General features: G+C 70.4%; 18 protein-coding genes and 1 pseudogene. 13 read left to right on the top strand and 6 right to left on the bottom strand.

Features of this window, described 5'->3' with window-relative positions; all coding sequences use genetic code 11:
* Positions 1-103: 103 nt before the first annotated feature.
* Positions 104-2,773, top strand: coding sequence for a BTAD domain-containing putative transcriptional regulator (locus ABZX02_RS03195; protein WP_355294463.1), 2,670 nt, complete (start codon positions 104-106; stop codon positions 2,771-2,773).
* 1 nt (position 2,774) lies between these two features.
* Here the strand turns inward: ABZX02_RS03195 and ABZX02_RS03190 are convergent, their stop codons facing one another.
* Positions 2,775-3,629, bottom strand: coding sequence for a M23 family metallopeptidase (locus ABZX02_RS03190; RefSeq protein WP_355294462.1), 855 nt, complete (start codon positions 3,627-3,629; stop codon positions 2,775-2,777).
* 364 nt (positions 3,630-3,993) lie between these two features.
* Here ABZX02_RS03190 and ABZX02_RS03185 point away from each other — a divergent pair, with 364 nt between their 5' ends.
* The 7 genes from ABZX02_RS03185 to cobF all read left to right on the top strand — a co-directional run bounded on the left by ABZX02_RS03185 (position 3,994) and on the right by cobF (position 12,264).
* Positions 3,994-4,659, top strand: a complete 666-nt coding sequence (locus ABZX02_RS03185) for a DUF2306 domain-containing protein (protein WP_355294461.1) — start codon at positions 3,994-3,996, stop codon at positions 4,657-4,659.
* 33 nt (positions 4,660-4,692) lie between these two features.
* Complete coding sequence (locus ABZX02_RS03180; RefSeq protein WP_355294460.1) at positions 4,693-5,331, top strand: peptidylprolyl isomerase; 639 nt, start codon at positions 4,693-4,695, stop codon at positions 5,329-5,331.
* Between the two features lie 259 nt (positions 5,332-5,590).
* Positions 5,591-6,706: a GNAT family N-acetyltransferase gene (locus tag ABZX02_RS03175; RefSeq protein WP_355294459.1), complete on the top strand. Its 1,116-nt coding sequence runs from the start codon at positions 5,591-5,593 to the stop codon at positions 6,704-6,706.
* A 23-nt stretch (positions 6,707-6,729) separates the two neighbouring features.
* A complete protein-coding gene (locus tag ABZX02_RS03170; protein WP_355294458.1) occupies positions 6,730-7,839 on the top strand; it encodes a hypothetical protein in 1,110 nt (369 codons plus the stop codon).
* A complete protein-coding gene (locus ABZX02_RS03165) occupies positions 7,836-10,283 on the top strand; it encodes an acyl-CoA reductase (RefSeq protein WP_355294457.1) in 2,448 nt (815 codons plus the stop codon). The genes ABZX02_RS03170 and ABZX02_RS03165 overlap by 4 nt, the downstream gene beginning before the upstream one ends.
* A 3-nt stretch (positions 10,284-10,286) precedes the next feature.
* Complete coding sequence (locus tag ABZX02_RS03160; RefSeq protein WP_355294456.1) at positions 10,287-11,507, top strand: phenylacetate--CoA ligase family protein; 1,221 nt, start codon at positions 10,287-10,289, stop codon at positions 11,505-11,507.
* 13 nt (positions 11,508-11,520) lie between these two features.
* Positions 11,521-12,264 (top strand): precorrin-6A synthase (deacetylating), encoded by a 744-nt coding sequence (cobF, locus tag ABZX02_RS03155; RefSeq protein WP_355294455.1) that lies wholly within the window; start codon positions 11,521-11,523, stop codon positions 12,262-12,264.
* 3 nt (positions 12,265-12,267) lie between these two features.
* Here the strand turns inward: cobF and ABZX02_RS03150 are convergent, their stop codons facing one another.
* Positions 12,268-12,795: a TetR family transcriptional regulator gene (locus tag ABZX02_RS03150; protein ID WP_355294454.1), complete on the bottom strand. Its 528-nt coding sequence runs from the start codon at positions 12,793-12,795 to the stop codon at positions 12,268-12,270.
* Between the two features lie 133 nt (positions 12,796-12,928).
* Between ABZX02_RS03150 and ABZX02_RS03145 the strand changes: the two genes are divergently transcribed.
* From ABZX02_RS03145 to ABZX02_RS03135, 3 genes are all read left to right on the top strand, one after another.
* Complete coding sequence (locus tag ABZX02_RS03145; RefSeq protein ID WP_355294453.1) at positions 12,929-13,744, top strand: oxidoreductase; 816 nt, start codon at positions 12,929-12,931, stop codon at positions 13,742-13,744.
* 58 nt (positions 13,745-13,802) lie between these two features.
* On the top strand, positions 13,803-14,696 hold the full coding sequence (locus tag ABZX02_RS03140) for a helix-turn-helix transcriptional regulator (RefSeq protein ID WP_355294452.1): 894 nt from the start codon (positions 13,803-13,805) through the stop codon (positions 14,694-14,696).
* Positions 14,697-14,873: 177 nt separating this feature from the next.
* Complete coding sequence (locus ABZX02_RS03135; RefSeq protein ID WP_355294451.1) at positions 14,874-16,643, top strand: alpha/beta hydrolase; 1,770 nt, start codon at positions 14,874-14,876, stop codon at positions 16,641-16,643.
* A gap of 57 nt (positions 16,644-16,700) precedes the next feature.
* Here the strand turns inward: ABZX02_RS03135 and ABZX02_RS03130 are convergent, their stop codons facing one another.
* Together ABZX02_RS03130 and ABZX02_RS03125 are read right to left on the bottom strand one after the other, a co-directional pair.
* A complete protein-coding gene (locus tag ABZX02_RS03130) occupies positions 16,701-17,300 on the bottom strand; it encodes a hypothetical protein (protein ID WP_355294450.1) in 600 nt (199 codons plus the stop codon).
* A 23-nt stretch (positions 17,301-17,323) separates the two neighbouring features.
* Complete coding sequence (locus ABZX02_RS03125) at positions 17,324-18,019, bottom strand: protein phosphatase 2C domain-containing protein (protein WP_355294449.1); 696 nt, start codon at positions 18,017-18,019, stop codon at positions 17,324-17,326.
* A 53-nt stretch (positions 18,020-18,072) separates the two neighbouring features.
* Here ABZX02_RS03125 and ABZX02_RS03120 point away from each other — a divergent pair, with 53 nt between their 5' ends.
* Together ABZX02_RS03120 and ABZX02_RS03115 are read left to right on the top strand one after the other, a co-directional pair.
* Entirely contained in the window at positions 18,073-19,455 is a 1,383-nt protein-coding gene (locus ABZX02_RS03120) for an N-6 DNA methylase (protein WP_355294448.1), read from the top strand.
* 109 nt (positions 19,456-19,564) lie between these two features.
* A complete protein-coding gene (locus ABZX02_RS03115; protein WP_355294447.1) occupies positions 19,565-20,491 on the top strand; it encodes a serine/threonine-protein kinase in 927 nt (308 codons plus the stop codon).
* Between the two features lie 522 nt (positions 20,492-21,013).
* Here the strand turns inward: ABZX02_RS03115 and ABZX02_RS03110 are convergent.
* Both ABZX02_RS03110 and ABZX02_RS03105 read right to left on the bottom strand, forming a co-directional pair.
* Positions 21,014-21,862: pseudogene (locus ABZX02_RS03110) on the bottom strand (AlkA N-terminal domain-containing protein); the annotation flags it as partial.
* A 154-nt stretch (positions 21,863-22,016) separates the two neighbouring features.
* Complete coding sequence (locus ABZX02_RS03105; protein WP_355294446.1) at positions 22,017-22,730, bottom strand: response regulator transcription factor; 714 nt, start codon at positions 22,728-22,730, stop codon at positions 22,017-22,019.
* Positions 22,731-22,732 lie beyond the last annotated feature (2 nt).

The following is a 22,732-nucleotide window of genomic DNA, read 5'->3' as shown; positions in this document are numbered from 1 at the left end:
TGATATTTCCGACCTGCTGGTCGGCAAACAGGTTGCTCGACGTTCGTCGTTGACCGTTGCTGGTGTGCAAGTTGCGTGTGGATCAACGGACTATCGTGAGGTGGTGAACGACGTCCGGTTCGGGGTGCTGGGCCCGTTGCTCGTCACGCACGGGGGTCGCGAGGTCCGCGTTCCCGCAGGCCAGCCCCAGCAGGTGCTGGTGCTGCTGCTCCTGCACACCGGTCAGACCGTCAGCGTCGAGCACCTGATGTCGGTCCTGTGGGACGGCGATCCGCCGCTCAGCGCGCGCAAGGCCGTGCAGGTGCACGTGTCGCAGCTCCGCCGGGCACTGAAGGACCTGCCCGGCGTGTCGCTCGAGTGGGCGCGGCACGGGTACCGGCTCGACGTCCCCGCGCTGTCGCTCGACCTGCACCGCTTCCGCGCCGCCCGCGACCCCGACGAGGCGCTGGCGTGCTGGCGGGGACCGGCGCTGGCCGAGCTCACGACCGACACGCAGCTCGCGAGCCGGCTCGAGGAGGAGCGGCTGGGCGCGGTCGAGCGGAGCGTCGACAAGGCGATCAGGGCGGGCCGGCACCACGAGGTCCTCGGTGAGCTGACCGGGTACGTCGCCCAGCACCCGACCAGGGAACGGCTGCGCGGCGCGCTGATGGTCGCCCTGCACCGCAGCGGGCGCCAGGCGGACGCGCTGCGGTGCTACGACGAGGGCCGCCGGCTGCTGGCCGACGAGCTCGGGCTCGACCCGGGCCAGGAGCTCAGGGACCTGCACGCCGCGATCCTGCAGGGCGACGTCCCCGCCGTGCCGCGGGAGCTGCCCGCGACCCCCGACCCGTTCGTGGGACGGCGTGCGGAGATCGCGGCGATCACCGGCGCGCCGGACACCGTGATCGCCGTGCACGGACCGGGCGGTCAGGGCAAGAGCGCGCTCGCCGTCGCCGCCGCACACGAGATGGCCGAACTCTTCCCGGACGGACAGCTGTACGTCGACCTGCACGGCGCCACGCCCGGCCGTGCGCCGCTCTCCCCCGCCGAGGTGGTCCGCCGCTTCCTGCGCGCGCTCGGCACGCCGCCGCTGGCCGTGCCCACCGACGTCAGCGAGGCCGCCGCGCTCTACCGGTCGGCGCTCGCGCGGCGGAAAGTGCTGGTGCTGCTGGACAACGCGGTGGACGCGGCGCAGGTCGGCCCGCTGCTGCCGGGCGAACCGGGCTCCACCGTGCTCGTCACGAGCCGGCGGATGCTCGCGACGCTGAGCGCCCGGCACGTGCGGCTCGACCCGTTGCCCGAGGCCGACGCGCTGCGGGTGCTGGGCGACGACGGCGAGGCGGCGAAGCAGGTCGCGCGGGCGTGCGACCACCTGCCGCTCGCGCTCACGATCGCCGCCGCGCGGTTGCGGTCGCGGCCGGACTGGACGACGGAGACGTTGGCGAAGCGGCTGGCGGACCAGCGGCACCGCCTGGACGAGCTGGACTTCGACGACCTGGGGGTGCGGTCGAGCTTCCAGGTGGGCTTCGAGGGTCTCGGCGTCGCCTCCACCCGCGCGTTCACCCTGCTGTGCTGCCTGGCCGTGCCGACGGTCGGCGAGCCGGTGGCGCGGGCGTTGCTGGGCCAGGACGACGTGGACCGCGCACTGGACCCGTTGGTGGACGCGAGACTCGTGGAACCGTGCGGGCCGGAGCGGTACCGGGTGCACGACCTGCTGCGGTTGTTCGGCGCGGAGCAGGTCGACGGTGGGCGGCAGGAAGCACTCGTCCGCGCGTTCACGCACTACCGCTCCACACTCGCCGCGGCGTTGAAGAAGCTGCGCCCGCACGCTTACGGCGCGCTCACCCACTCGCCCGCCGGCGATGTCGACGAACCGTTGCGGTGGCTGACGGACGAGGCCGAGAACCTGCTGGCGGCAGCGCGGTCCGCCGTCGCCGACCCGGCGCTGGCCGAGCACGGGCTGGCCATCGCGCACATGCTCTACCCGCACCTGTTCAAGCAGGACAGAGTGGCGGACCTGGTGGAACTGGGCCGGATCGCGGACGAGGCCGCGCGCACGATCGGCACGTCGGACGCGGTCCAGACGGCGTTGCTCGTGCGGTCGGCCGCGAACCGGCGGATCGGGGCGTTCGAGATCGCCCTCGCCCAGTTGGAGGAGGTGCTGGAGGCTCGCGCGGCCGACCCGTTCGGACAGGGCCGCGCGCTCTCCGGCATCGGCACGATCCAGCGCGAACTGGGCGAGCTGGACGCCGCCACGGCGACGTTGACGCGGGCCGTGGAGCTGACCTCGGAGCACGGACCCGCTGGCGCGCAACGGGTTCCGCTGTCCGCCCTGGCCCAGGTGCACCAGGTCGCCGGACGGTACGAGCAGGCGCTCGACGCCGCGTCCGCGAGCCTCGCGCACGCCCGTGAGCACGGCGACGCGGCCGGGACGGCGTACGCGCTGGCGTCGCGGGGACAGGCGCTGTTCCAGCTCGGACGGCTGGCCGAGGCCGAGACCGCGCTGAGCGAGTGCATCGAGCTGTGCCGGGCGACGGGCGAGCACAACGACGAGTGGCAGGCGTTGCTGTGCCGCGCGGAAGTGTTGCTGGCTCTGGGAGAACCGGGTCTGGCCACAAAGGACGCCGAGCGCTGCCTGGAGATCACGAGCGCCCGTGGTGACCGTTACGGCGAAGGCGTCGCACACCTCGTGCTCGCCAAGGTGGACCCGGGAAAGCACGCGGACCGGGCGGCCGAACTGCTCGGCACACCCGGTCTGCGGAGGGACACCCTGCTGGACGGCCTGATCAGCTAGCTCAGCCGCAGTGCTCGAAGGCGCTGGTGTAGGTCGAGGTGCCGACCATGCCGCCCCACTTGACGCACTTGCCGGGCGCCTTCTTCTTCACGGGGCCGGCGTAGTAGCCGTAGTCACCGCGGTCGGTCGTGCGGGTCTCGCCCTGCACCTCGAGGAACGCGCCGACGTCGGACGCCGCGCCGATCTTGGTGGTCTTGATGGTGACGACGCAGTTGTAGCCGTTGGACGCGTTGTACAGCAGCGAGACGCGGCCGCCGGTCACGTTGGCGCCGTCGATCACCTTGTAGCCGTCGCCGCAGGCCTCTTCGGGGGTGTACGGGTTGGTGGTGCCACCGCCGCCGCACTTGTTGTTGGACTTGTAGTCCTTGGTGCCGTAGTAGAGGATCGTCGTCCCGGAGAACTTGATCTTCTGCGGCGTCCCGTTCAGCAGCTGCTCGAAGTGCAGGTGCGCACCGGTCGAGCCACCCGTGTTGCCGACGTTGCCGATGGTCTGGCCCTGCGCGACGCTCTGGCCGACCGAGACGCGCTGCGCGGACAGGTGGGCGTAGCGGGTGGTCCAGCCGCTGCCGTGGTCGATCTCGATCCAGCGGCCGTAGCTCGTGCTGCCCTCGTTGCGGACCTTGCTGACCGTGCCGGACGCGGACGCCACGACGGCGTCACCCTCGTCGGCGCTGCGGTTCAGGTCGATGGCGAGCTGCGGGCTGTGCCCGGTGCGGGTCTGGCCCGACCAGGTCTGGCCGCACGGGAACGGCAGCTCGAAGTTGGTGGCGGCGCTGGCCTGCGGACCGCCCAGCACGAGCACACCCAGGCCGATCGCGAGACCGGCGACCCCCGAGACGATTCTCTTGACGTTCATGGTTTTCCCCTCGTCATCCGAAGATCCGGTGGACCTTCGTGCACTGCGTTGCGTGAGTTCACTGATCCGAATGCTCGTGCCGTCACGTGGCGGCGAGGCTTCGAGAACCTTGGTGTCGCCCGAACAGAGGACGACATGCGTGGTCGAGTCGGCGCTCGTTCCCGGGTCAGTCGGTGATGTAGCCGGTCACGGTGTGTCCCCTCGACGAGCGCTCGACTTCATGGCACCGACTCTGCTCACCGCCGCTCACAGCGACCTGACAGGCGGAGTCGGTCAGGTGTCAGCGCGGTGTCAGGGCGGCAGGGCATCACGCGCGTCAGCGATCGGTGCGCGAGCGGTCAGCGGGGCCGGTCACGCTGGCGCCATGACGTGGTTGCGCAGGCCCTGGGTGGGCCCGTTGGCGTTCGTGGTGGTGGCGTTCGTGGCGTTCTCGCTGCCGCCCTACCTGACCGGTGATCGGCTGCAGGCCCGCGTGCAGTCGGACTGGGGACCGCACTACCCCCTGCTCGTGGTGCACGTCGTGTGCTCGTCGATCGCGATCGTCACTTGCGTGGTGCAGATCTGGCCGTGGTTCCGCTCCCGGTTCCCCGCGTGGCACCGCCGCCTCGGCCGCGTCTACGTGCTGGCGGGCGTGCTGCCCGCGGGCCTGTCCGGTCTGGTGATCGGCTGGATGACGCCGTTCGGCCCGGTGGCGATGGTCAGCAACGTGCTGCTCGCCGTGCTGTGGCTCGTCTTCACCGGGCTGGCGTGGCGTGCGGCGCGGCGGCGGCAGTTCCGCGACCACCGCAAGTGGATGATCCGCAGCTTCGTGCTGACCGTCTCGATCATCACGAACCGGATCTGGGGCGTGCTGGCGTTCGTGCTGCTGGCGGACCGGGTGCCGGAGGCGGAACTGCCCAACACGATCGCGGGGATCTCGACGTGGACGGGGTGGGTGGTGCCGTTGCTGCTGTCGCAGTGGTGGCTGGAGCGCAAGCCTCGGCGGAAGGCGCCGGCGACGTCACCGCGCGAGGCCGTCAGCGTGGGCTGACAAGCTGTTACGCGGCGACTACGGTCGGTCCGCATGAGGCTACTGCTCGCCGTCCTGATGATGGTCGTCCTCGCCCCGGTCGCCCACGCCGCACCGGCCACGCCGACTGCCCGCTGCGAGTTCGTCCCGACGCCGGAGAACCCGGCCGCCCGTCCCGTCCAGCCGCCGAACGCCGTGGTGCCCGCCCGCGGCACGGTCAAGGTCACCATCGTGACGAACTACGGCGTGGTGCTCGCGGACCTCGACCGCGCCAACGCCCCGTGCGGCGTCGAGAACTTCGCCCACCTGGCGCGGAGCTGGTTCTACACGATGACGCAGTGCTGGCGGCTGACCGACACCACGCGCCTCGGCGTGCTGCAGTGCGGTGACATCTACCGCGCCGAGGAGGGCGGGCCGGGGTACCGGTTCGCCGACGAGGTCACCGGCCGGGAGACCTACCCGCGCGGCACCATCGCGTACGGGAACCAGGGGCCGGGCACGAACGGCAGCGAGTTCTTCATCGTGCACTCGTTCGCCAACATCAAGCCGGTCTACACGGTCATGGGGCACGTCACGCACGGCATGGACACGCTCGACCGGATCGTGAAGGCCGGCATCGTGCCGCAGCCGGATGGGCTGCTCGACGGTGCGCCGAAGAAGCCGGTCCGAATCCTGCACGTGCTCGCGCGCTAGTTGCTCGTTTTCCGAATGGTCGCCGTTTTGTTGAAACGGCGACCATTTTGCTGTGCCGAAATTCCGGCGGGCGATCTCGATCACACGTCCTACCAGCGGATATTACCCCGAATGCACCATCATGAATTAAGGCGGATTTGATTCTCGCTGTGATCCCGCTCGCCCTCCGCAATCAATTCCGCAGCTCTCGCGCCTTCATCGCCTGAATGGCGGCTGTACCGCTCAGTAGCCTGATTTCCGGTCAAAGGAGGCACTGGAAGTGGTACCCGAGTTCGAGCCGGCTCGACTGGACGACGTCGACGACCTGCTCCGGCTCTACCGGCGGGCGCACGGCGCGAACTACCCCATCGCGATGGGCACCGATCCCGACGTCATGGCCCGCGAGATCGAGTGCGCGGACACCACGTGGCTGGTGTGGCGCCGGGGCGGCGAGGTCGTCGCGTCGATCACCGGGCACGTCGAGAGCGCGGACCGGCTCGGCAAGATCGCCGGGCTGGTCGTCGACCCCGCCGCGCAGGGCGGTGGCATCGCGCACCACGCGGTCGGGCAGATCACCGGCCTGATGCTCGCGAGCGGCGACGTCGACTCGGTCTACGGCACCGCACGCACGGTCCACCTCGCGCCGCAGCGGGTGTGCCTGCGCAACGGCTTCCGCCCGCTCGGGCTCGTGCCGAACCTGTTCCGGCACGCGCGGCGCGAGACGATGACGTTGCTGGCCAGGCACCGCGACGGCGTCCTGGAGCAGCGGGCCGAGGTGCACAAGGTGCCCGCGAGCCTGGAGAAGCTCGTCACGGCGATCGGCCTGCCGACGCTGCCGGAGTTCGTCGAGGACAACGGGTTCAGCGCGCGCGAGTCGTCACGGCTGGAGGTCGTCGAGGCGCCCCGGTTCGTCCAGCGGCACTTCGAGCGCACGATCAACGACCCGGCGCGGCGGTTCTACCCGTTGCACCGGCCGAACGTCCTGCTGGCCGACGAACGCGGCGAGCACCAGATCTACGGCCACCTCAACCGGCACGACGGCTACTGCACGATCTTCGGCGCCACGCCGAGTCCCCAGGCGCTGCTCCCGCACCTCGGCAGCGTGATCGACGCGCTGGCCGGGCTGGGCGCGCCGCACGTCGAGACGCTGGTGCCGCTGCACGAGTTCGACGAGCTGAGCGCGTTGCTGACGTTCGGTTTCCTGCCGGTGGCGCTGTACCCGGCGATGCGCAAGGACGGCGAGGTCTACCACGACTACGTCGTCATGGTGCACACCCCGCAGCCGCCGGACTTCCGCGGCCTCGCGATCGACGAGGCGTTCCGGCCGTTCACCGAGCAGTACATCGAGCTGTGGACGCAGAAGTTCCTCAACACCAACGGAGTCTTTCGAGCATGAACCCGCACTTAGGTCCGGCAACGGTGCCTGACCGATCGCTGCGCGCGGTCCAGGCGCTCTGCGACATCGCGGCGCCGTACGACCACGGCGACACCGACCTGTTCCTGGAGGCCATGAACGAGTCGAACCGCTGGCACGCGCAGCGCAACGAGTTCTTCCGCAGCCTGTGGAACGGCAAGCCGATCAAGGACATCACCGAGCAGCCGTTCGTGCACGCCAACTTCTTCAAGCTGCACGAGGTGTTGTCGGTGCCGCGCGGCGAGGTCGTCGTGCACGCCACCTCGTCCGGCACGACCGGGCAGAAGTCGCAGATGTTCTGGGACGCGTGGACCGTGCGGGCCGGTCAGCGGATGGTCGCGCGGATCTACGACCACAACGGGTTCATCACCCGCGAACCCGCGCACTACCTGATCAACCTGAACCAGCCGGCGCCGTCCGTTCAGCTCGGCAGCTCGTTCACCGGGCAGTTCATGACCGACTTCGCCCCGGTGGAGTCCGTGGACTACGGCCTCGCGCACACCGGCGCGGGCCACGAGTTCGACGCGTTCGGCAGCGTCCGCGCCCTGCGCCGGTTCGCGGAGAGCGGGCGCCCGGTGCGGATCTTCGGCTTCCCGGCGTTCCTGAGCTTCACCCTCGACCGGATGCGGGCGATGGGCGTGGAACCACTGCGCCTCAACGAACGGTCGATGGTGTGGTTCGGCGGCGGCTGGAAGGGCAACGCGGACAAGCAGATCTCCAAGGCCGAACTGCGCGCCAAGGTCACCGGGATGCTCGGCATCCCCGACGTGCGGATCCGCGACAGCTACGGCTCGGTCGAGCACTCGGTGCCGTACGTCGAGTGTGAGCGCCACAACCTGCACGTGCCGACGTGGTCGCGGGCGATCGTCCGGGACGTGCGGACGCTGGAACCGTTGCCGCACGGCGAGTCCGGCTACCTCCAGTTCCTCTCGCCCTACATCACCTCGTCCCCCGCGCAGAGCGTGCTGATGGGCGACCTCGCCGCGCTGCACGCGCCGCAGGAGTGCGGGTGCGGCACCGAGACCCCGTGGTTCGAGGTCCTCGGCCGCGCCGGCGTCTCCCGCAACCGCTCCTGCGCGATCGCCGCCGCGGAACTCCTGAAGGGCAAGGCATGAACCGGCACCTCTGGCAGGGCTCGTGGATCGACGACGCCGCCGCCGGTCCGCGCCTGGAGGCGTTGGACGACCTCACCCAGCAGATCATCTCCGGGCCGCCCCTCACCCCGCTCGTCGTGCTCGCGGCCGCCGAGAAGCTCGACCTCGAACGGCACCGCGCCGCACTGGTCGCCTGGGGGCTCGACTCGGCCGAGGTCGACGAGACGCTGGACGCCTTGCGCGACGCCCTGAGCCGGCCCGCGCTGGAACGCAAGCTCCTGCGCGAGCTCGGCTCGCTCGACCCGGCGCGGATGGTGCGCTTCGACTTCCGCACGCCGGTGTACGAGGCGTGGGTGCCGCTCGGCCTGCTCGCGCACGTCACGGCGGGCAACGCCCCGGCCGCCGGTGTGCTGAGCGCCGTCGAGGGCCTGCTGTCGGGCAACCTGAACGTCGTCAAGGTCGCGTCGGACGACTCGGGGTTCACGGCCGAGGTGCTGGCCCAGCTGGCGTCGCACGACGAGACGGGCCAGATCGCCGCACGGCTCGTCGTGCTGCACTTCTCGTCCTCGCGCACGGACTGGATGTCCCTCGTGCTCGGCGCGGCCGACGCCGTCGCGGTCTGGGGCGGCGAGGAGGCGATCGCCGGCGTCACCGAGCTGGCCAAGCCCGGCTCACGGGTGATCGACTGGGGACCGAAGCTGTCGTTCGCCTACCTGACGCGCGACTCGTGGTCCGATGTGGACGCTCTGAACGCGCTGGCGGTGGACGTCTGCCGGGTGGAGCAGCAGGCCTGTTCGAGCCCGCAGGTGGTCTACCTGGACACCGAGGACCCGGCGCAGGTCTTCGCGTTCGCCGAGCGCTTCGCCGCGGTGCTGGAACGCACCGGTCCGCCGACCCGCGAGCCGTCCCAGGCCGAGTGGGCGGAGATCACGAACACCGTGCTCGTCACGCGGCTGGAGGAGCACCTCGGGTTCACCAAGGTGCACTCCGGCGCGAACTGGCGTGTGCTGGCGGACGTGCGGTTCGCGCCGCGCACCTCCCCGCTGTTCCGGACGGTGTGGGTGAAGCCGTTGCCGCGCAAGCAGATCACCTCGGTGCTGCGGCCGATGCGGCGCTACCTGCAGACCGCGGGCCTCGCGGCGGACCGTCCCGACACCGCCGCCCTGGCGCGGGCGTTCGTGTCGGTCGGCGTGCAGCGGATCACGACGCTGGGCTCGATGCTCGGCGGCTACAGCGGCGAGCCGCACGACGGCGTGTACGCGTTGCAGCGCTACAGCAACAGGGTCTCCGTGCGGCTCGACGACAGGTTCGCCGAGGACGCCGCGCTGGACGACCTGACCGAGTCCCGGCAGCTCCCGGTCCCGCCGGTGCCGGTGACGCCCAAGTCGGACTTCGAGGTGCTGCAGGACCGCCCGGCGGACGTGTACTTCCGCAGCGGGGGCAGCTCCGGCGCCCCCAAGCTGTCCGCGTACACCTGGGAGGACTGGGACGAGCAGATGTGGGCAGGCGCGGAGGCGTTGCTCGCCACCGGGCTCGACCCGCGCCGCGACCGGATCATGAACCTGTTCTTCAACGGGCACATGTACGCGAGCTTCGTCAGCTTCTTCGCCGCGCTGGAGCGGATGAACGCGGTGCAGTTCCCGATGGGCGGCGAGTGGGGTCACCTCGACGCGATCGCCCAGGCCATCGTGGACAACCGCGTCGACACCCTGCTGACCGCGCCGTCGTTCGTGCAGCGGCTCTTCGCCGAGCACGGGCCGTTGCTGAAGGAGTACGGCGGTATCCGCAAGATCTTCTACGCGGGCGAGCACTTCGGGGAGGCCGCGGTCGCGCGGCTGCGGAACGAGTTCGGCATCGAGGTCATCCGTTCGGCGGCCTACGCGACCGTCGACGCCGGACCGGTCGGCTACCAGTGCCTCGCGTCGACCGGCAGGGTGCACCACCTGCTCACCGGCCTGCACACGCTGGAGATCCTCGACGAGGCGGACTCCCCCGCCGCGTCGGGCCGGTTGGTCGTCACCACGCACACCCGACGTGGTCAGCGGCTGGAGCGCTACGAGATCGGCGACCTGGGCCGCTGGGTGCCCGGCGACTGCCCGTGCGGCCGTCAGACCCCGCGGTTCGAGCTGCTCGGACGCACCGGTGACGTGTTCCGGGTCGCCGCGCAGACGTTGAACCACCGGCGGTTCCTCGCGATCTTGGAGGACGAGGGCTACTCGGGCGCGGTGCAGATCGAGCTGAACGAGAACCCGTCGGGCGAGGAACTGGTCCTGCGGCTGGAGCAGACGGCCACCTCCACGGCGGCCGCGGTGCTCGCGCGGTACCCCGAGGTCGCGGAGGCGGTCGAGAAGGACCGGCTGCTGACCGTGCGCGTCGAGACCGTCCCGCTCGCGGACTTCGCGCGCACCCGCAGCAGCGGCAAGCTGATCGCCGTCGTCGACCGCCGCGGCAGCAGGAGCGTGTGACCGATGTCCGTGCTCGACCTGATCTGCTACGCCCGCACGCACTCGCCGTTCTACCGGGACCTCTACCGCGGCTACGACTCCGCGACGCCGCTGGCCGGACTGCCGGTGGTCGACCAGGCCGCGTTCTGGGCCGCCAACACCGTCCGCGACAACCAGGTCCTGACCCGCGCCCACACCGACGGCGTGATCTTCAAGACCGGTGGCACCACCAAGGCGCCGCGCGTCTCGTTCTACACCAACGAGGAATGGGACGCGATGTGCCGCACGTACGCGGAGACCCTTCCCGCGGCGGGTCTGCGGCACGGCGACCGCATCGCGAACCTCTTCGCCGCCGGCGAGCTGTACTCGAGCTTCATCTTCGCGCTGAACTCGTTGCAGCACTCACCGATCGACCTGGTCCAGCTGCCGATCACCGGCAGCGCGCCGGTCGAGTTCACGCTCACCACCATGCAGGACTTCGACGCCACCGTCGTCGCGGGCTTCCCGACCACGCTCTGCCGCCTGGCCTCGCACGTCGTGTCCTCGACCGGCGCGCTGCCCTCCGTGCGGCTGGTCCTGTTCAGCGGTGAGGCCCTGTACGACGACCAGCGCGCGTTGCTCGCCGAGGCGTTCCCCGGCGCCGAGTTCCGGTCGTTCGTCTACGGCAGCGTCGACGGCGGCATCATCGGCACGGCGGTGCTGGGCAACGACGACCCGAGGGTGTTCAGATCCTTTGTGGACAGCTCGGTGCTGGAGATCGTCGACGCCGAGACCGGTGAGCCGATCACCGCGTCCGGCCGGCCGGGCCGGCTGCTGCAGACCGACCTCACCCGCAGGCTCCAGCCGATGATCCGCTACCCGGTCGGCGACCTGGCCGAGTGGGTCGACGCCGAGGACGGCATCTTCCGCCTGCTCGGCCGCGCCGACGAGGGCGCGCGGGTCGGCCCCGTGACGCTGCATCTGGACCACCTCCGCGCCGCCGTCGACCGCGCGGGCGTGCGCCACCGCGGCGTGCAGGTGGTGATCCGCCGGGTCGACGCCCGCGACCAGCTGGTGCTGCGCGTCGCCGGCCCCGAGCAGGACGTCACGGCGCTGCGGGACGAGGTGCACGTGATCAGTCCGCGCTTCGAGCTGCAGGTGGCGCGCGGTGTGGTCGCGCCGCTCGCCGTGGAGTGGGTCCCCGCGCTGGAGGTGAGCCCCCGCACAGGCAAGACCGTGCGGCTCCTCGACGAGCGCCCCCTGTAGTTAGTGTGGGCCGGTGCGAAAGATCCTGGTCATCGGTATCGGCGCGGGCAACCCCGACCACCTGACGGTGCAGGCCGTCAAGGCGCTGCAGACGGTCGACGTGTACTTCGTGCTGGACAAGGGTTCCGTGAAGCAGGAGCTCGTCGACCTGCGCGCGTCGATCCTGGCCGAGCACGTCACGCGCCCGTACCGCTGGGTCGAGGGCCGCGACCCCGACCGCGACCGGACCCCCGCCGACTACCGGGCGACGATCGACCAGTGGCGCCGCGACCGCGCGGACGTCGTCCAGGGCCTGCTCGCGGAACTGGGTCCCGACGAGGTCGGCGCCTTCCTGGTCTGGGGCGATCCGTCGCTCTACGACTCGACGCTGGCGATCCTCGACGACCTGCTGGCCCGCGGCGAGTCGTTCTCCGTCGAGGTCGTCCCCGGCGTGACGTCGGTGGCCGCCCTGACGGCGGGCCACCGCGTGGCGCTCAACCAGGTGGGCAAGCCGGTGCAGATCACGACCGGCCGCCGCCTGGCCGCCGGGTGGCCGTCCGATGTGGACGACGTGGCCGTGATGCTCGACGCCACGTACTCGTTCGAGGGCGTCGACGCGGACACGTGGATCTACTGGGGCGCGTACCTCGGGATGCCGGACGAGATCCTGGTGTCGGGCCGCGTCGGGGACGTGGCGGCGCAGATCCGCGAGGTGCGCGACGAGGCCCGTGCGCGCAAGGGCTGGATCATGGACACCTACCTGCTGCGCAGGCCCTGACCACTACTCCGCGATCAGCCGCTCGACCGAGCGGACGACGAGGTCGCGGTTCGCGTTCGGGGTGCTGAACCCCAGGATCGACATGTGCACGACCAGGTCCAGCAGGTCGGTGGCGTTGAACGCGACGGTGATCTTGCCGTCCAGCTGCGCCTGCCCGATGGCCTCGACCTTGTGCCGATGCGCCTCGACCTCCGGCTCGGGAACCGACTCGAAGCCGTTCTCCAGCCGGTGATAGGCCGCGAGCCGGAGCAGCCTCGGCTCCTCCTGGTACGCGTCGAACAGCCTGCCCGCGTAGCCCGGCAGGTCGTCCGGCGTGATCGGCACCGACCTGACGACGCGGTCGATCTGGATCTTCAGCAGCTCGTCGAACAGCCCCTCCTTGCTGTCGAAGTAGGCGTAGATCATCGCCTTGTTGCAGCCCGCCTTGGCCGCGATCCGGTCGACGCGCGCACCGGCGATGCCGTACTCGGCGAACTCGTCCAGTGCCGCTTCGAGCAGCTTCGCCTTGGTCGCCTCTTTGTCCCTCGCCACTCCCCCATCCTAACCAACCAGTTGGTCATAGCAACCAACCGTTTAGTTGACAGGCGGCCGCGAACGTGGTTGCCTGAGTCCTGTCAACCAAACAGTTAGTTAGTCCAGCCAACCGGTCAGTCAGGAGCAGGTCATGAAGGTCGCACTGGTCACGGGCGCGTCGTCGGGCATCGGCGAGTCGACGGCGGTCGCGCTGCACGAAGCGGGCTACACCGTCTACGCCGCGGCCCGGCGGGTGCAGCGGATGGAGGGCCTGGCCGCGCGGGGCATCCGGGTGCTGGAGATGGACGTGACGCGCGACGAGTCGATGGCCGAGGGCGTCAAGAAGATCGTCGCGGAGGCCGGGCGGATCGACGTGCTGGTCAACAACGCCGGCTACGGCTCGTACGGCGCGGTCGAGGACGTGCCGCTGGACGAGGCTCGCTACCAGTTCGAGGTCAACGTGTTCGGGTTGGCGCGACTGGTCCAGCTGGTGTCGCCGCACATGCGCGAGACCGGGAGCGGGCGGATCATCAACGTCTCGTCGATCGGCGGGCGGATCTACGAACCGCTCGGGGCCTGGTACCACTCGACGAAGTTCGCGGTGGAGGGGCTGAGCGACTCGCTGCGCCTCGAGCTGAAGCCGTTCGGCATCGACGTCGTGGTGATCCAGCCCGGCGGGATCAAGACCGAGTGGGGCGGCATCGCGGTCGAGAACCTGAAGAAGACGTCCGGCGGCGGCGCGTACGCGGGGCAGGTCAAGCAGCTGGCGGGGTTCTTCTCACAGATGGAGCGCGCGAGCGAGCCCAAGGTGATCGCGGACGTCATCGTGAAGGCCGCGCAGGCCCGCCGGCCGCGCACGCGGTACGCCGCCGGGTTCGGGGCGCGGCCGATCCTGTTCGCGCGCAGGGTGTTGTCCGACCGGGCGTTCGACGCGATGTTCCTCGGCGCGATGCGCCGGTTCGCCTAACGCCGGTTCCTACCGTCTGACCAGGTACCTTCGGTTCAGAACCACCGAGGGGAGTCGTGTGCACGAGGGGCTGTCGCCGGAAGCGGAGAAGCTCTACCTGGCGCTGCTGCGCGGAGACGCCGACAACGGGGCCGGCGGGGCGCGCGAGGAGCTCGAACGGCTCGGACTGATCCGCAACGACGACGTGCGCCCGCCCCGGTCGGCGCTGGTCGCGATCGCCACGAGCCACGAGGCCGCGGCCGTGCGGGCGCGCGAGACCGCGGAGGTGCTGGCCGCCGCGTACGCCGAGCGCGGCGCAAGGGAGGTCGACTTCGTCGAGGTCCTCAAGGACGCGGACGAGGTGATCAGCGCGTTCGAGCAGATGCAGAGCCAGGCGAAGTCCGAGATCCGGGCGCTCGACCCCGGTTCGTACCTGAGCCCGCAGCCGGAGGCGAGTCCCGCGCAGCCTCCGGCGCTGGCCCGCGGCATCGCCTACCGGGTGGTCTACGAGTCGGCGTTGCTGCAGACCGAACGCGGGCTCGCGTCGGTGCAGGAGAGCATCGCGGTCGGCGAGCAGGCGCGGACGTTCCCCGGTGTGCCGCTCAAGCTCGTGATCGCCGACTCGGACCGGGCGTTGATCGCGGTGCCGACCGTCACGGGCGGGAACGTGGTGGCGCTTCTCATTCACCCGTCCGTGCTACTGAGTGCGTTGATCGAGTTGTTCGAGGCGTTCTGGCGGATGGCGGTGTCGATCACGCCCGGCGGCCAGCAGGACACGCACCAGGAGCCGACCACGGCGACGCGCCGGTTGATGGCGCTGCTCAGCGCCGGTCTGACGGACGAGTCGATCGCGCGCGAGCTCGGCGTCAGCGAGCGCACGGTGCACCGCAGGGTCAGCCGGCTGCAGCAGTTGCTGGGTGCGCAGACCCGGTTCCAGCTCGGTGTCCAGGCATCACGCCGAGGTTGGCTCTAATCACGCCTGGTAATTGAGACGCTGATCTTCATCACTCTGTGAGCACGATCGGTGACGGTTTCCAGACATGGCGACTTTCTGCCATCACCCAGGAGTGTTAAACGCGGAGTTTTCCCCTTCTCCTTTGTCGCAAGCGCGGTCTCACCCAGGCCGTGCGGGGGCAGGAAGGGATCCACAGTGCGGAAGTACTTCAGAGGCGGCATCGCCGCGGTCACAGGGGCGTTGATCGCAACGAGCATCGTGCTCACGCCGGCGGCGAACGCGGCCGCCAAGCAGGACCCGGACACGCAGGCTCTGGCCGGCGCGCTCGCGACGCAGAAGGTCACCTGGGAGGAGTGCACCTTCCCCGGCGTCGCACCGGAGACCGTCGCCAAGTTCAAGACCGTCAAGGGCCTCGCCTGCGCGACCATCCAGGTCCCGCGCGACTGGCACAACCCGGCCGACGGCAACACGATCGGCATCCGCGTCTCGAAGACCGAGACCGCCTACAAGGGCACCAGCCGCCAGGGCATCGCGCTGGTCAACCCCGGTGGCCCCGGCGGCTCCGGCCTGCCGTGGGGTGCCGCCATGGCCCTGCGCGCGCCGGTCCTCGCCGGCCAGTACGACTTCATCGGCTTCGACCCGCGCGGTGTCGGCCTCTCCACGCCGCTCACCTGCAGCTACACCGTGCCGAGCAGCACCGACATCAACGTGATCAACAAGGCGAAGGTCGACGGCTGCCGCGCGAACCCGCTGACGCCGTTCATCACGACCGAGCAGACCGCGTACGACATGGACTTCATCCGCGTCGTCCTGGGCGAGAAGAAGACCTCGTACATCGGTTACTCCTACGGCACGTGGCTCGGCACCTGGTACGCCGCGACGTTCCCGAGCAAGGCGCACCGCTTCCTGCTCGACTCCGCGGTCGACGCCTCGCAGACCACCCTCGAGAACACCTGGGACCTACAGCCGCGTACGCGCGACCGCCAGTTCCAGGAGGCGCTGCTGCCGTACATGGCGCGCAACGACGCCGAGTACGGCCAGGGCACGGACCCGATGGAGATCCGCCGCAACTGGGAGAAGGTCGGCGGCACCCGTGAGTTCGTGGGTCAGCTGTTCGTCGCGTGGTTCGTGATCCCGGCCATGTACGACACCTCGCAGTACCCGACCGCCGCCGCCGCGGTGTCCGCCGTGATCGGCACGCCGGCCACCGGCACCGACTCGGAGAAGGTCGAGCAGATCGTCGCGAAGATGCTGACGGTCCCGGGCCTGTCCGCCGAGAACACGGCGTTCATCGCGAAGGCCAAGGACAACGCGCTCGCCGCGATCGCCAAGAAGGAGCGCGTCGCGGTGAAGACCACGACCGCCGCCGCCGAGGTCGAGACCTGGGACGCGACGTTCGAGGCGATCCGCTGCCAGGACGGTCAGTGGAACCAGAACCTGCACTACTGGAACTACTGGCTGGCCGACCTGACCGTGAACGCGCCGTTCATCGCGCCGTTCATGTCGACGCCGCTGTGCGCCTACTGGCCGACGAAGAACGCGATGCCGAAGCCGGACAAGAAGACGTTCCCGCGTCTGCTCGTCGCACAGTCCGAACTGGACGCCGCCACCGCCTACGAGGGTGGACTCGCCACCGCGAAGGCGCTGCCGAACGCCAAGATGATCAGCGTCGACAACGAGGGCTCGCACGGCCTGTTCCCGTACAACACGGACTGCGTCGACGACCCGATCACGTTCTTCTTCCAGACCGGTGCGACCCCGCGCAAGCAGTTCACTGGCTGCCAGGCGCTCCCGCTGCCCGGTGAGGACAAGACGTTCGACGTCGGCGGCAAGCTGACCAACGGCAAGGTGAAGATCAAGATGATCACGCCCGCCGTCAAGGAGGCCAACAAGATCGTCAAGGACCTGCTGAGCGGGTCCTCGACGGCGGCGGCCGACGAGTCGGGCATGCCGGCCAACCTGTAACACCCGTTGAGAGCTGCGGCCCCCGGCACGATGTGCCGGGGGCCGTTTCCATCGGCGCTAGAGGTAGTCCCACCAGAACGGGATGGACTTCCGCGCGAAGCGGTTGTCACGCACGGGGTTCCCGAACTCCTGGTCGACGTAGTCGGCCAGGTCGAGGCCGTAGATGACGATGTCCGTCCCCCACGCGGACAGGACCGGGAAGCCGGACGTGCCCCGGCCCGCGGGCAGGAACCGGTGGCCGTAGACGGGGACCAGCCTCGGGACATCCCGCATCGCCCTGCGCGCCAAGGCCACCGCGTCGTCGGACGAGGTCGGCCGTTCGCCCCAGATCGCGTTCCAGTGGTCGCCGCTCCGCACCTCGTCGAGGATCCGCACGACTGGGTAGTCCACGCGTCTGCGGAGCTGATCCGGATCGCCGTCACGCCATTCCGGCCACGGCTGCGTCCAGGTGTGGATGACGCCTTCCTCCGGCTCGAAGGGCGTGTTGACCGGCAGTCCGGCCGCGAGGAACGCGCGGTGGTCGTCGGCGAACTCGAAGCCGTGCTCGGCCTCGATGGCGGCGAACTCCGCGTCGGTCAAGCCCGGCGCGATCTCGCAGCAGTTCAGCTCGGCCAGGCGGCGCGCGGCCGCGATCCCCAGTTCCCCACCACTCTTCACAAGCGGGATGGTAGAGAGATCCGCTAGCGCTGCCACCACTTCTTGCGGACGACGTCGATGATGACGCACGTGATGTTGTCCGGGCCGCCGTTGCCGTTCGCCAGTGCGACCAGCTGCCAGGCGGCCTCCGTGCCGTCCTCTGTGGACAGCAGGATCTCGTGGACCTCTTCGAGGTCGGTGTAGTCGGTGAGGCCGTCGCTGCAGAGCAGGTAGCGGTCCTCGACCTTCGCCTGGTGCCACGAGAGGTCCGGCTCGTGCGAGTTGCCGGACTGCAGGGCGCGCAGCACGTACGCGCGGCGCGGGTGGACCAGTGCCTCCTCCGGCGTCATGCGGCCGGCGTCGACCAGGGCCTGGACCATGGTGTGGTCGTGGGAGAGCTGGCGGAGCTCGCCCTCCCGGACCAGGTACGCGCGGGAGTCGCCGATGTGCGCGAGCTGGAACGCGAGGCCCTCCCAGCGGATGGCCGTCAGCGTGGTGCCGGCGCCCTGGGGCGTCTCGGCGTCGAGCCTGCGCGCGATCTCGGCCACCGCCGGGCCCAGGTCGCCCTGCCAGTCCGCGAGGACGTTGACCGCGAGCGCGCTGGCCACCTCACCGTGCTCGTGGCCGCCCATGCCGTCCGCCACCGCTTGGAGGTCCGGGCGGACGTAGACCGAGTCCTCGTTGTGCTCGCGGACGAGCCCAGGATCGGTCGCCACGGCGATGCGCAGCTCGTGTGTCATGTCATCAGTAGACCAGTTGTGAAGTCACTTCACAAGCAATACGGTTGTGAACCATGGATGAGACTGTCAACGCCGGTGACATAGCGCGCCTCGCCGACGTGGGGCGGGCGGCCGTGTCGAACTGGCGGCGGCGGTTCGAGGACTTCCCGTCGCCGGTCGGCGGGACCGCCTCCAGTCCGTTGTACCTGCTGCGGGACGTGGAGTCATGGCTTCGGCGCAACGGGAAGCCGTTCCGCGTCTCACCGGCCGAGCGGTTGTGGACGCAGCTGCGCACCGTCGACGACCTGAAGCTCGGCGAGGCGCTGGCCGCCGTCGAGGCGGACGAGCGGACGTTCGAGTTCCTGCACCAGCGCTACCTGGAAGCCCACTCGCGGCTGCTCAACCCCACTCCGCCCGAGGTCGTCGAGGTCGTGCTGGCCACGACGGACGGCGACACGGTGATCGACCCGGCGTGCGGCACGGGGAGCCTGCTGAAGGCGTCGAAGGCCCGCAACAAGATCGGGCAGGAGCTCGACCCGGTGTCCGCGGTCATCGCCCGGCGCCGGATGCCGCACGCGCAGATCTACACCGGAGACTCGTTGCGGCACAACGGGGTCCAGGAGAAGGCGGACGCGGTGGTGTGCGACCCGCCGTGGCACGACCGGACGTGGGGCCACGAGGAGCTGGTCGGCGATGCCCGCTGGGTGTACGGCCTGCCACCCCGCTCCGAACCGGAGCTCGCCTGGCTGCAACACGCCCTGTCGCTGGCGAAGCCGGGCGGCCTGGTGGCGGTGCTGCTGCCGTCGGCCGCGGCGTCGCGCCGTCCGGGCAAGCGCATCCGCGGCAACCTCCTGCGCGCGGGCGCCGTGCGCGGCGTGATGACGGTGCAGCCGGGCCGCGACCTGTGGCTGCTGCGCAACCCGATCGGCCGCGCACCGGAACACATCGCGCTGCTCGAGACCCCCGGCCCGCTCGACCCGAACACGCGCGTCATCGACCTGCTGGACGACGACGTCGACCTGAGCCCGGCCCGCCGCAGCGGCACCGACGCCTCCGCCTACCTGACGGCGCAGCCGACGTTCGCCTTGCCTCCACTGCCTGGCCTGCGAGACCAGCCACCTCCCCCGATGACGACCATCGGCGAACTGGTCCGCGCCGGCGCCGGCACGCACGTCGTCACGTCCCCGACCGGCGCCACGTACGAGATCGATCCGCGCAAGGTGGACCCGGACTTCCTGGAGGGGGTGCTGCGCGCGGCGTTCGCCAGGACCCCGACCGGCTCGACCCGCCTGGACGTCCGCCGCACCCAGGTCCCGTCCCTCCCGATGGCCGACCAACAACGGTACGGAGCAGCGTTCGCGCAGCTCAAGGCCCTGGAAGCAGGCCTGGAGGAGGCCGCCGAGCTGGTCCGTCTGGGCTATCATGGACTGCTGAGCGGGCAGATCAGGCCGACGTGACCAGGCAAGGTTCACCCGATCGAGATGTCCTGAAACGCTGTTACCAATCCCTCGCGTACGAGGAAGCGCGCGGGGCCAGCGAACAGGTCGTGGCGGTTAGGCTGCGCTGGTGCTGATCGCCGACCGCTACGAGATCGACGACCTGCCGCTGGGACGGGGCGGCATGGGAGCCGTGCACAAGGGCCGGGACCTGCGCCTGGACCGCCGCGTGGCGGTCAAGCTGCTGCGCCTGCCGGGCAGCGACGACGAGGTGGCGCAACGCTTCGCGCGCGAAGCGAGGATCGTGGCCAGGCTCGAGCACCCCGGCGTGCCGGTCCTGTACGACTTCGGGACGTTCGAGCAGCGCCTGTTCCAGGTCATGCAGTTCGTCGACGGCGTCACGGTCGACGAACTGGTCGGCGAGTTCGGCCCGCTCCCCGAAGCCTGGGCCGCGAACATCGCCGCCCAGACCGCCGCGGTCCTCGCCGCCGCGCACGACCACGGCATCTGCCACCGCGACCTCAAGCCCACCAACCTCATGCTGGGCCCGGACGGCGCCGTGAAGGTCCTGGACTTCGGCCTCGCCCTCCTGCGCGAGAGCGACGTGGCACCGTTCAGCCGGGCCGGCCAGATCCTCGGCACCCCCAGCTACATGGCGCCCGAGCAGATCCAGCGCGGCACCGCCGAACCCCGCAGCGACCTGTACGCGTTGGGGTGCGTGCTGCACGAGATGCTGACGGGCGAACAACTCTTCACCGGCCCGACGGCCTACGCGGTGTTCGACAAGCACGTGAAGGAGCCGCCGCGGCCGGCGCCGGGAGCGCTCGACCCGCTGGTGCAACGCTTGCTGGCCAAGGAACCGGAGGGGCGGCCGAGGACCGCGCTGGAGGTTTTCGGGGAGCTGCAGGGGTTTGCGCAGGATCCGCCGGCGTTGCCCGGGTTCGTGCGGGACGGGTCGACGGCGATGTACTCGAGTGTGCAGGTCAGGCCTGGGTTCGGGGCGGCTCGGGGTGGTCTGGAGCGGGCGGATCGGGCTGGGGCTCGCTGCACGCCCTAGTGGTGTGGGCGCGGTGAACGCGGCGTGGCCGGCGAGGTGGGGCGACGGTGCCCTGGTCGGCGAGGTGGGATGAGGGGCGGCGGGGCGGCGGGGCGGCGGGGCGGCGGGGCGGCGGGGCGGCGGGGCGGCGGACGCATCGTGGCTGGCCGGGTGCGGCGGGCGCCGTGGCTGGCGACGCGGTTGGCAGAGCGGCGGGCGCGGCGAACGCGATGCGGTTGGCGATGCGGTTGGCAGCGCGGCGGGCGCGGCGAACGCGATGCGGTTGGCGATGCGGTTGGCAGCGCGGCGGGCGCGGCGAACGCGATGCGGTTGGCAGAGCGGCGGGCGCGGCGAACGCGATGCGGTTGGCAGAGTGGCGGGCGCGGCGAACGCGGCCGGCCGGCGGAACACCGCGGTGAAAGCGGCTCGGTCGGCAGCGCAGCCCGGTTGACAGCAACCGCCGCAAAGGCGCCGCGGCCGCGCAGCGGTGCAGCGAGCCCGCGATCGGTGCCGCGCCGCTGAGCAGGTGCGCCGCGGCGCCGGTCAAGCCGGTATCCGGTTCACCTCGTGATCCCCCGTCGCCCACAGGTGCTGCACCGCGTAAGCCCTCCAAGGCCGCCAAGCCTCCGCCCGCCGCACCAGCGCCGCAGGCGTCGACGGCAACCCCAAAGCCTCGGCAGCCAGCCGAATGCCGAGATCCGAAGGCAGGAACGCGTCCGGATCCCCCAAAGCGCGCATCAGGATCGTCTCGACGGTCCACGGACCGAACCCCGGCAACGACGAAAGCCATTCGCGCGCAACGGTCCGGTCCGCGCCGGCGGACAGGTCCAAACCGGACTCCAGGGCTTCCAGCAGCGCGGCCATGGTGCGGCGGCGGGATTGGGGTACGGCGAGGGCTGAGACGTCGAACGACAGCGGGAACGCGCGCAGGTCGCCCACCGGGGTGCCGAAGGCGGCTACCAGGCGGGCGGCGTGGGTGCGGGCCGCCTTCGTCGAGACCTGCTGGCCCAGGACTGCTCGGATGGCGAACTCGGCGCCGTCGACCGTGCGCGGGACTCGGCGGCCTGGGGCGGCGGAAACCAGTGGCGCCAAAAGAGGGTCTGCGGAGAGTGCCGCATCAACTGTTAATGGATCGGCGTCCAGGTCCAACAGGAAGCGGCAAAGGTCTAGAGCAGTGGCCAAATCGCCGGCATCGGCCAGTTCCAGGGTGCAGGCGATGTGGTCGGGGAACGGTTGTAAAGAGGCTGTGCCGAAACCGCAGGGAAGTCGCAAGGTTCGCCGGTAGACGCCGTCTCGCCACTCCTCGACGCCCGGTACGGCGGTGGCGATGAGGTGGCCGAACAGGTTGTCGGGACAAAGGGGTGGTTGAAAGGGCAAGCGTTTCGAGAAGGTGGCCGGCGGCATACCGGCCAGCATGACGCCATTCCTACCGAGACGCTGGCGGGAAAGCGACATCATTCCGGACGGGGCCAACCGGGTGACCTGCTTCGCGGCGCGAAAATCCGTGGCTAGGCTGGCCTTCGCGCCGTTGCAGCAGTTGTCGGGTTCAGCATGGAAGGGCGGCGTCGCGTGCGATGAGAGCGGCCTGGACGCGGTTGTCGCACCGGAGTTTCGTCAGCAGTCGGCTGACGTGGGCCTTGATCGCCCCTTCTGAGAGGTACATGAGCCGTGCGATCCGTGCATTCGCCATGCCCTGCGCCAGGTACACCAGCACTTCCTGCTCGCGTCGGGTGAGCAGGCTGATGCGGCTGCGTGCGGCGTCACGGCGTTCCGAGTCGGCGCCGGTGAAGTGGTCGATCAACGCTCGGGTGGCGGACGGCGAGAGCATCGCCTCTCCGGCGGCCACCGCGCGGACGGCCTTCACGAGGGCGTCCGGTTCGCCGTTCTTGAACAGGAATCCGGCGGCGCCGGCGCGCAGGGCGGGGAAGAGCATCTCCTCGGTCTGCTGGGTGCACAGCATGATCACCTGCGTGCCCGGCACGTGCCTGCGCACCATCCGGACCGCCGCGAGGCCCTCCATGCCGGGCATGGACGCGTCCATCAGCAGCACCTGCGGGCGTTGGCGTCGCGCCAGTTCGAGGGCCGCGCCTCCGTCGCCTGCCTCGCCGACCACGACGACGTTGCCCGAACGCTCCAGCACGCCGCGGACGCCCGTGCGGATCAGGACCTCGTCGTCGGCGATGCCGACGGTGATCGTGCGGGGCTTGTCCACCAGTTGCAGACCTGCGCTCGCCCACGAGGTGCTCGTCGTCAACGTCATGC

It is taken from the genome of Lentzea sp. NPDC003310 (assembly GCF_040610935.1).
Lineage (GTDB): Bacteria > Actinomycetota > Actinomycetes > Mycobacteriales > Pseudonocardiaceae > Lentzea.
This window is presented reverse-complemented; position numbering and strand designations above follow the sequence as displayed.

Coding starts and splice junctions, on each gene's coding strand:
- ABZX02_RS03190 (WP_355294462.1), bottom strand. CDS start 3,629: ATGAACGTCAAGAGAATCGTCTCGGGGGTCGCCGGTCTCGCGATCGGC.
- ABZX02_RS03185 (WP_355294461.1), top strand. CDS start 3,994: ATGACGTGGTTGCGCAGGCCCTGGGTGGGCCCGTTGGCGTTCGTGGTG.
- ABZX02_RS03180 (WP_355294460.1), top strand. CDS start 4,693: ATGAGGCTACTGCTCGCCGTCCTGATGATGGTCGTCCTCGCCCCGGTC.
- ABZX02_RS03165 (WP_355294457.1), top strand. CDS start 7,836: ATGAACCGGCACCTCTGGCAGGGCTCGTGGATCGACGACGCCGCCGCC.
- ABZX02_RS03160 (WP_355294456.1), top strand. CDS start 10,287: ATGTCCGTGCTCGACCTGATCTGCTACGCCCGCACGCACTCGCCGTTC.
- ABZX02_RS03145 (WP_355294453.1), top strand. CDS start 12,929: ATGAAGGTCGCACTGGTCACGGGCGCGTCGTCGGGCATCGGCGAGTCG.
- ABZX02_RS03125 (WP_355294449.1), bottom strand. CDS start 18,019: ATGACACACGAGCTGCGCATCGCCGTGGCGACCGATCCTGGGCTCGTC.
- ABZX02_RS03120 (WP_355294448.1), top strand. CDS start 18,073: ATGGATGAGACTGTCAACGCCGGTGACATAGCGCGCCTCGCCGACGTG.
- ABZX02_RS03105 (WP_355294446.1), bottom strand. CDS start 22,730: ATGACGTTGACGACGAGCACCTCGTGGGCGAGCGCAGGTCTGCAACTG.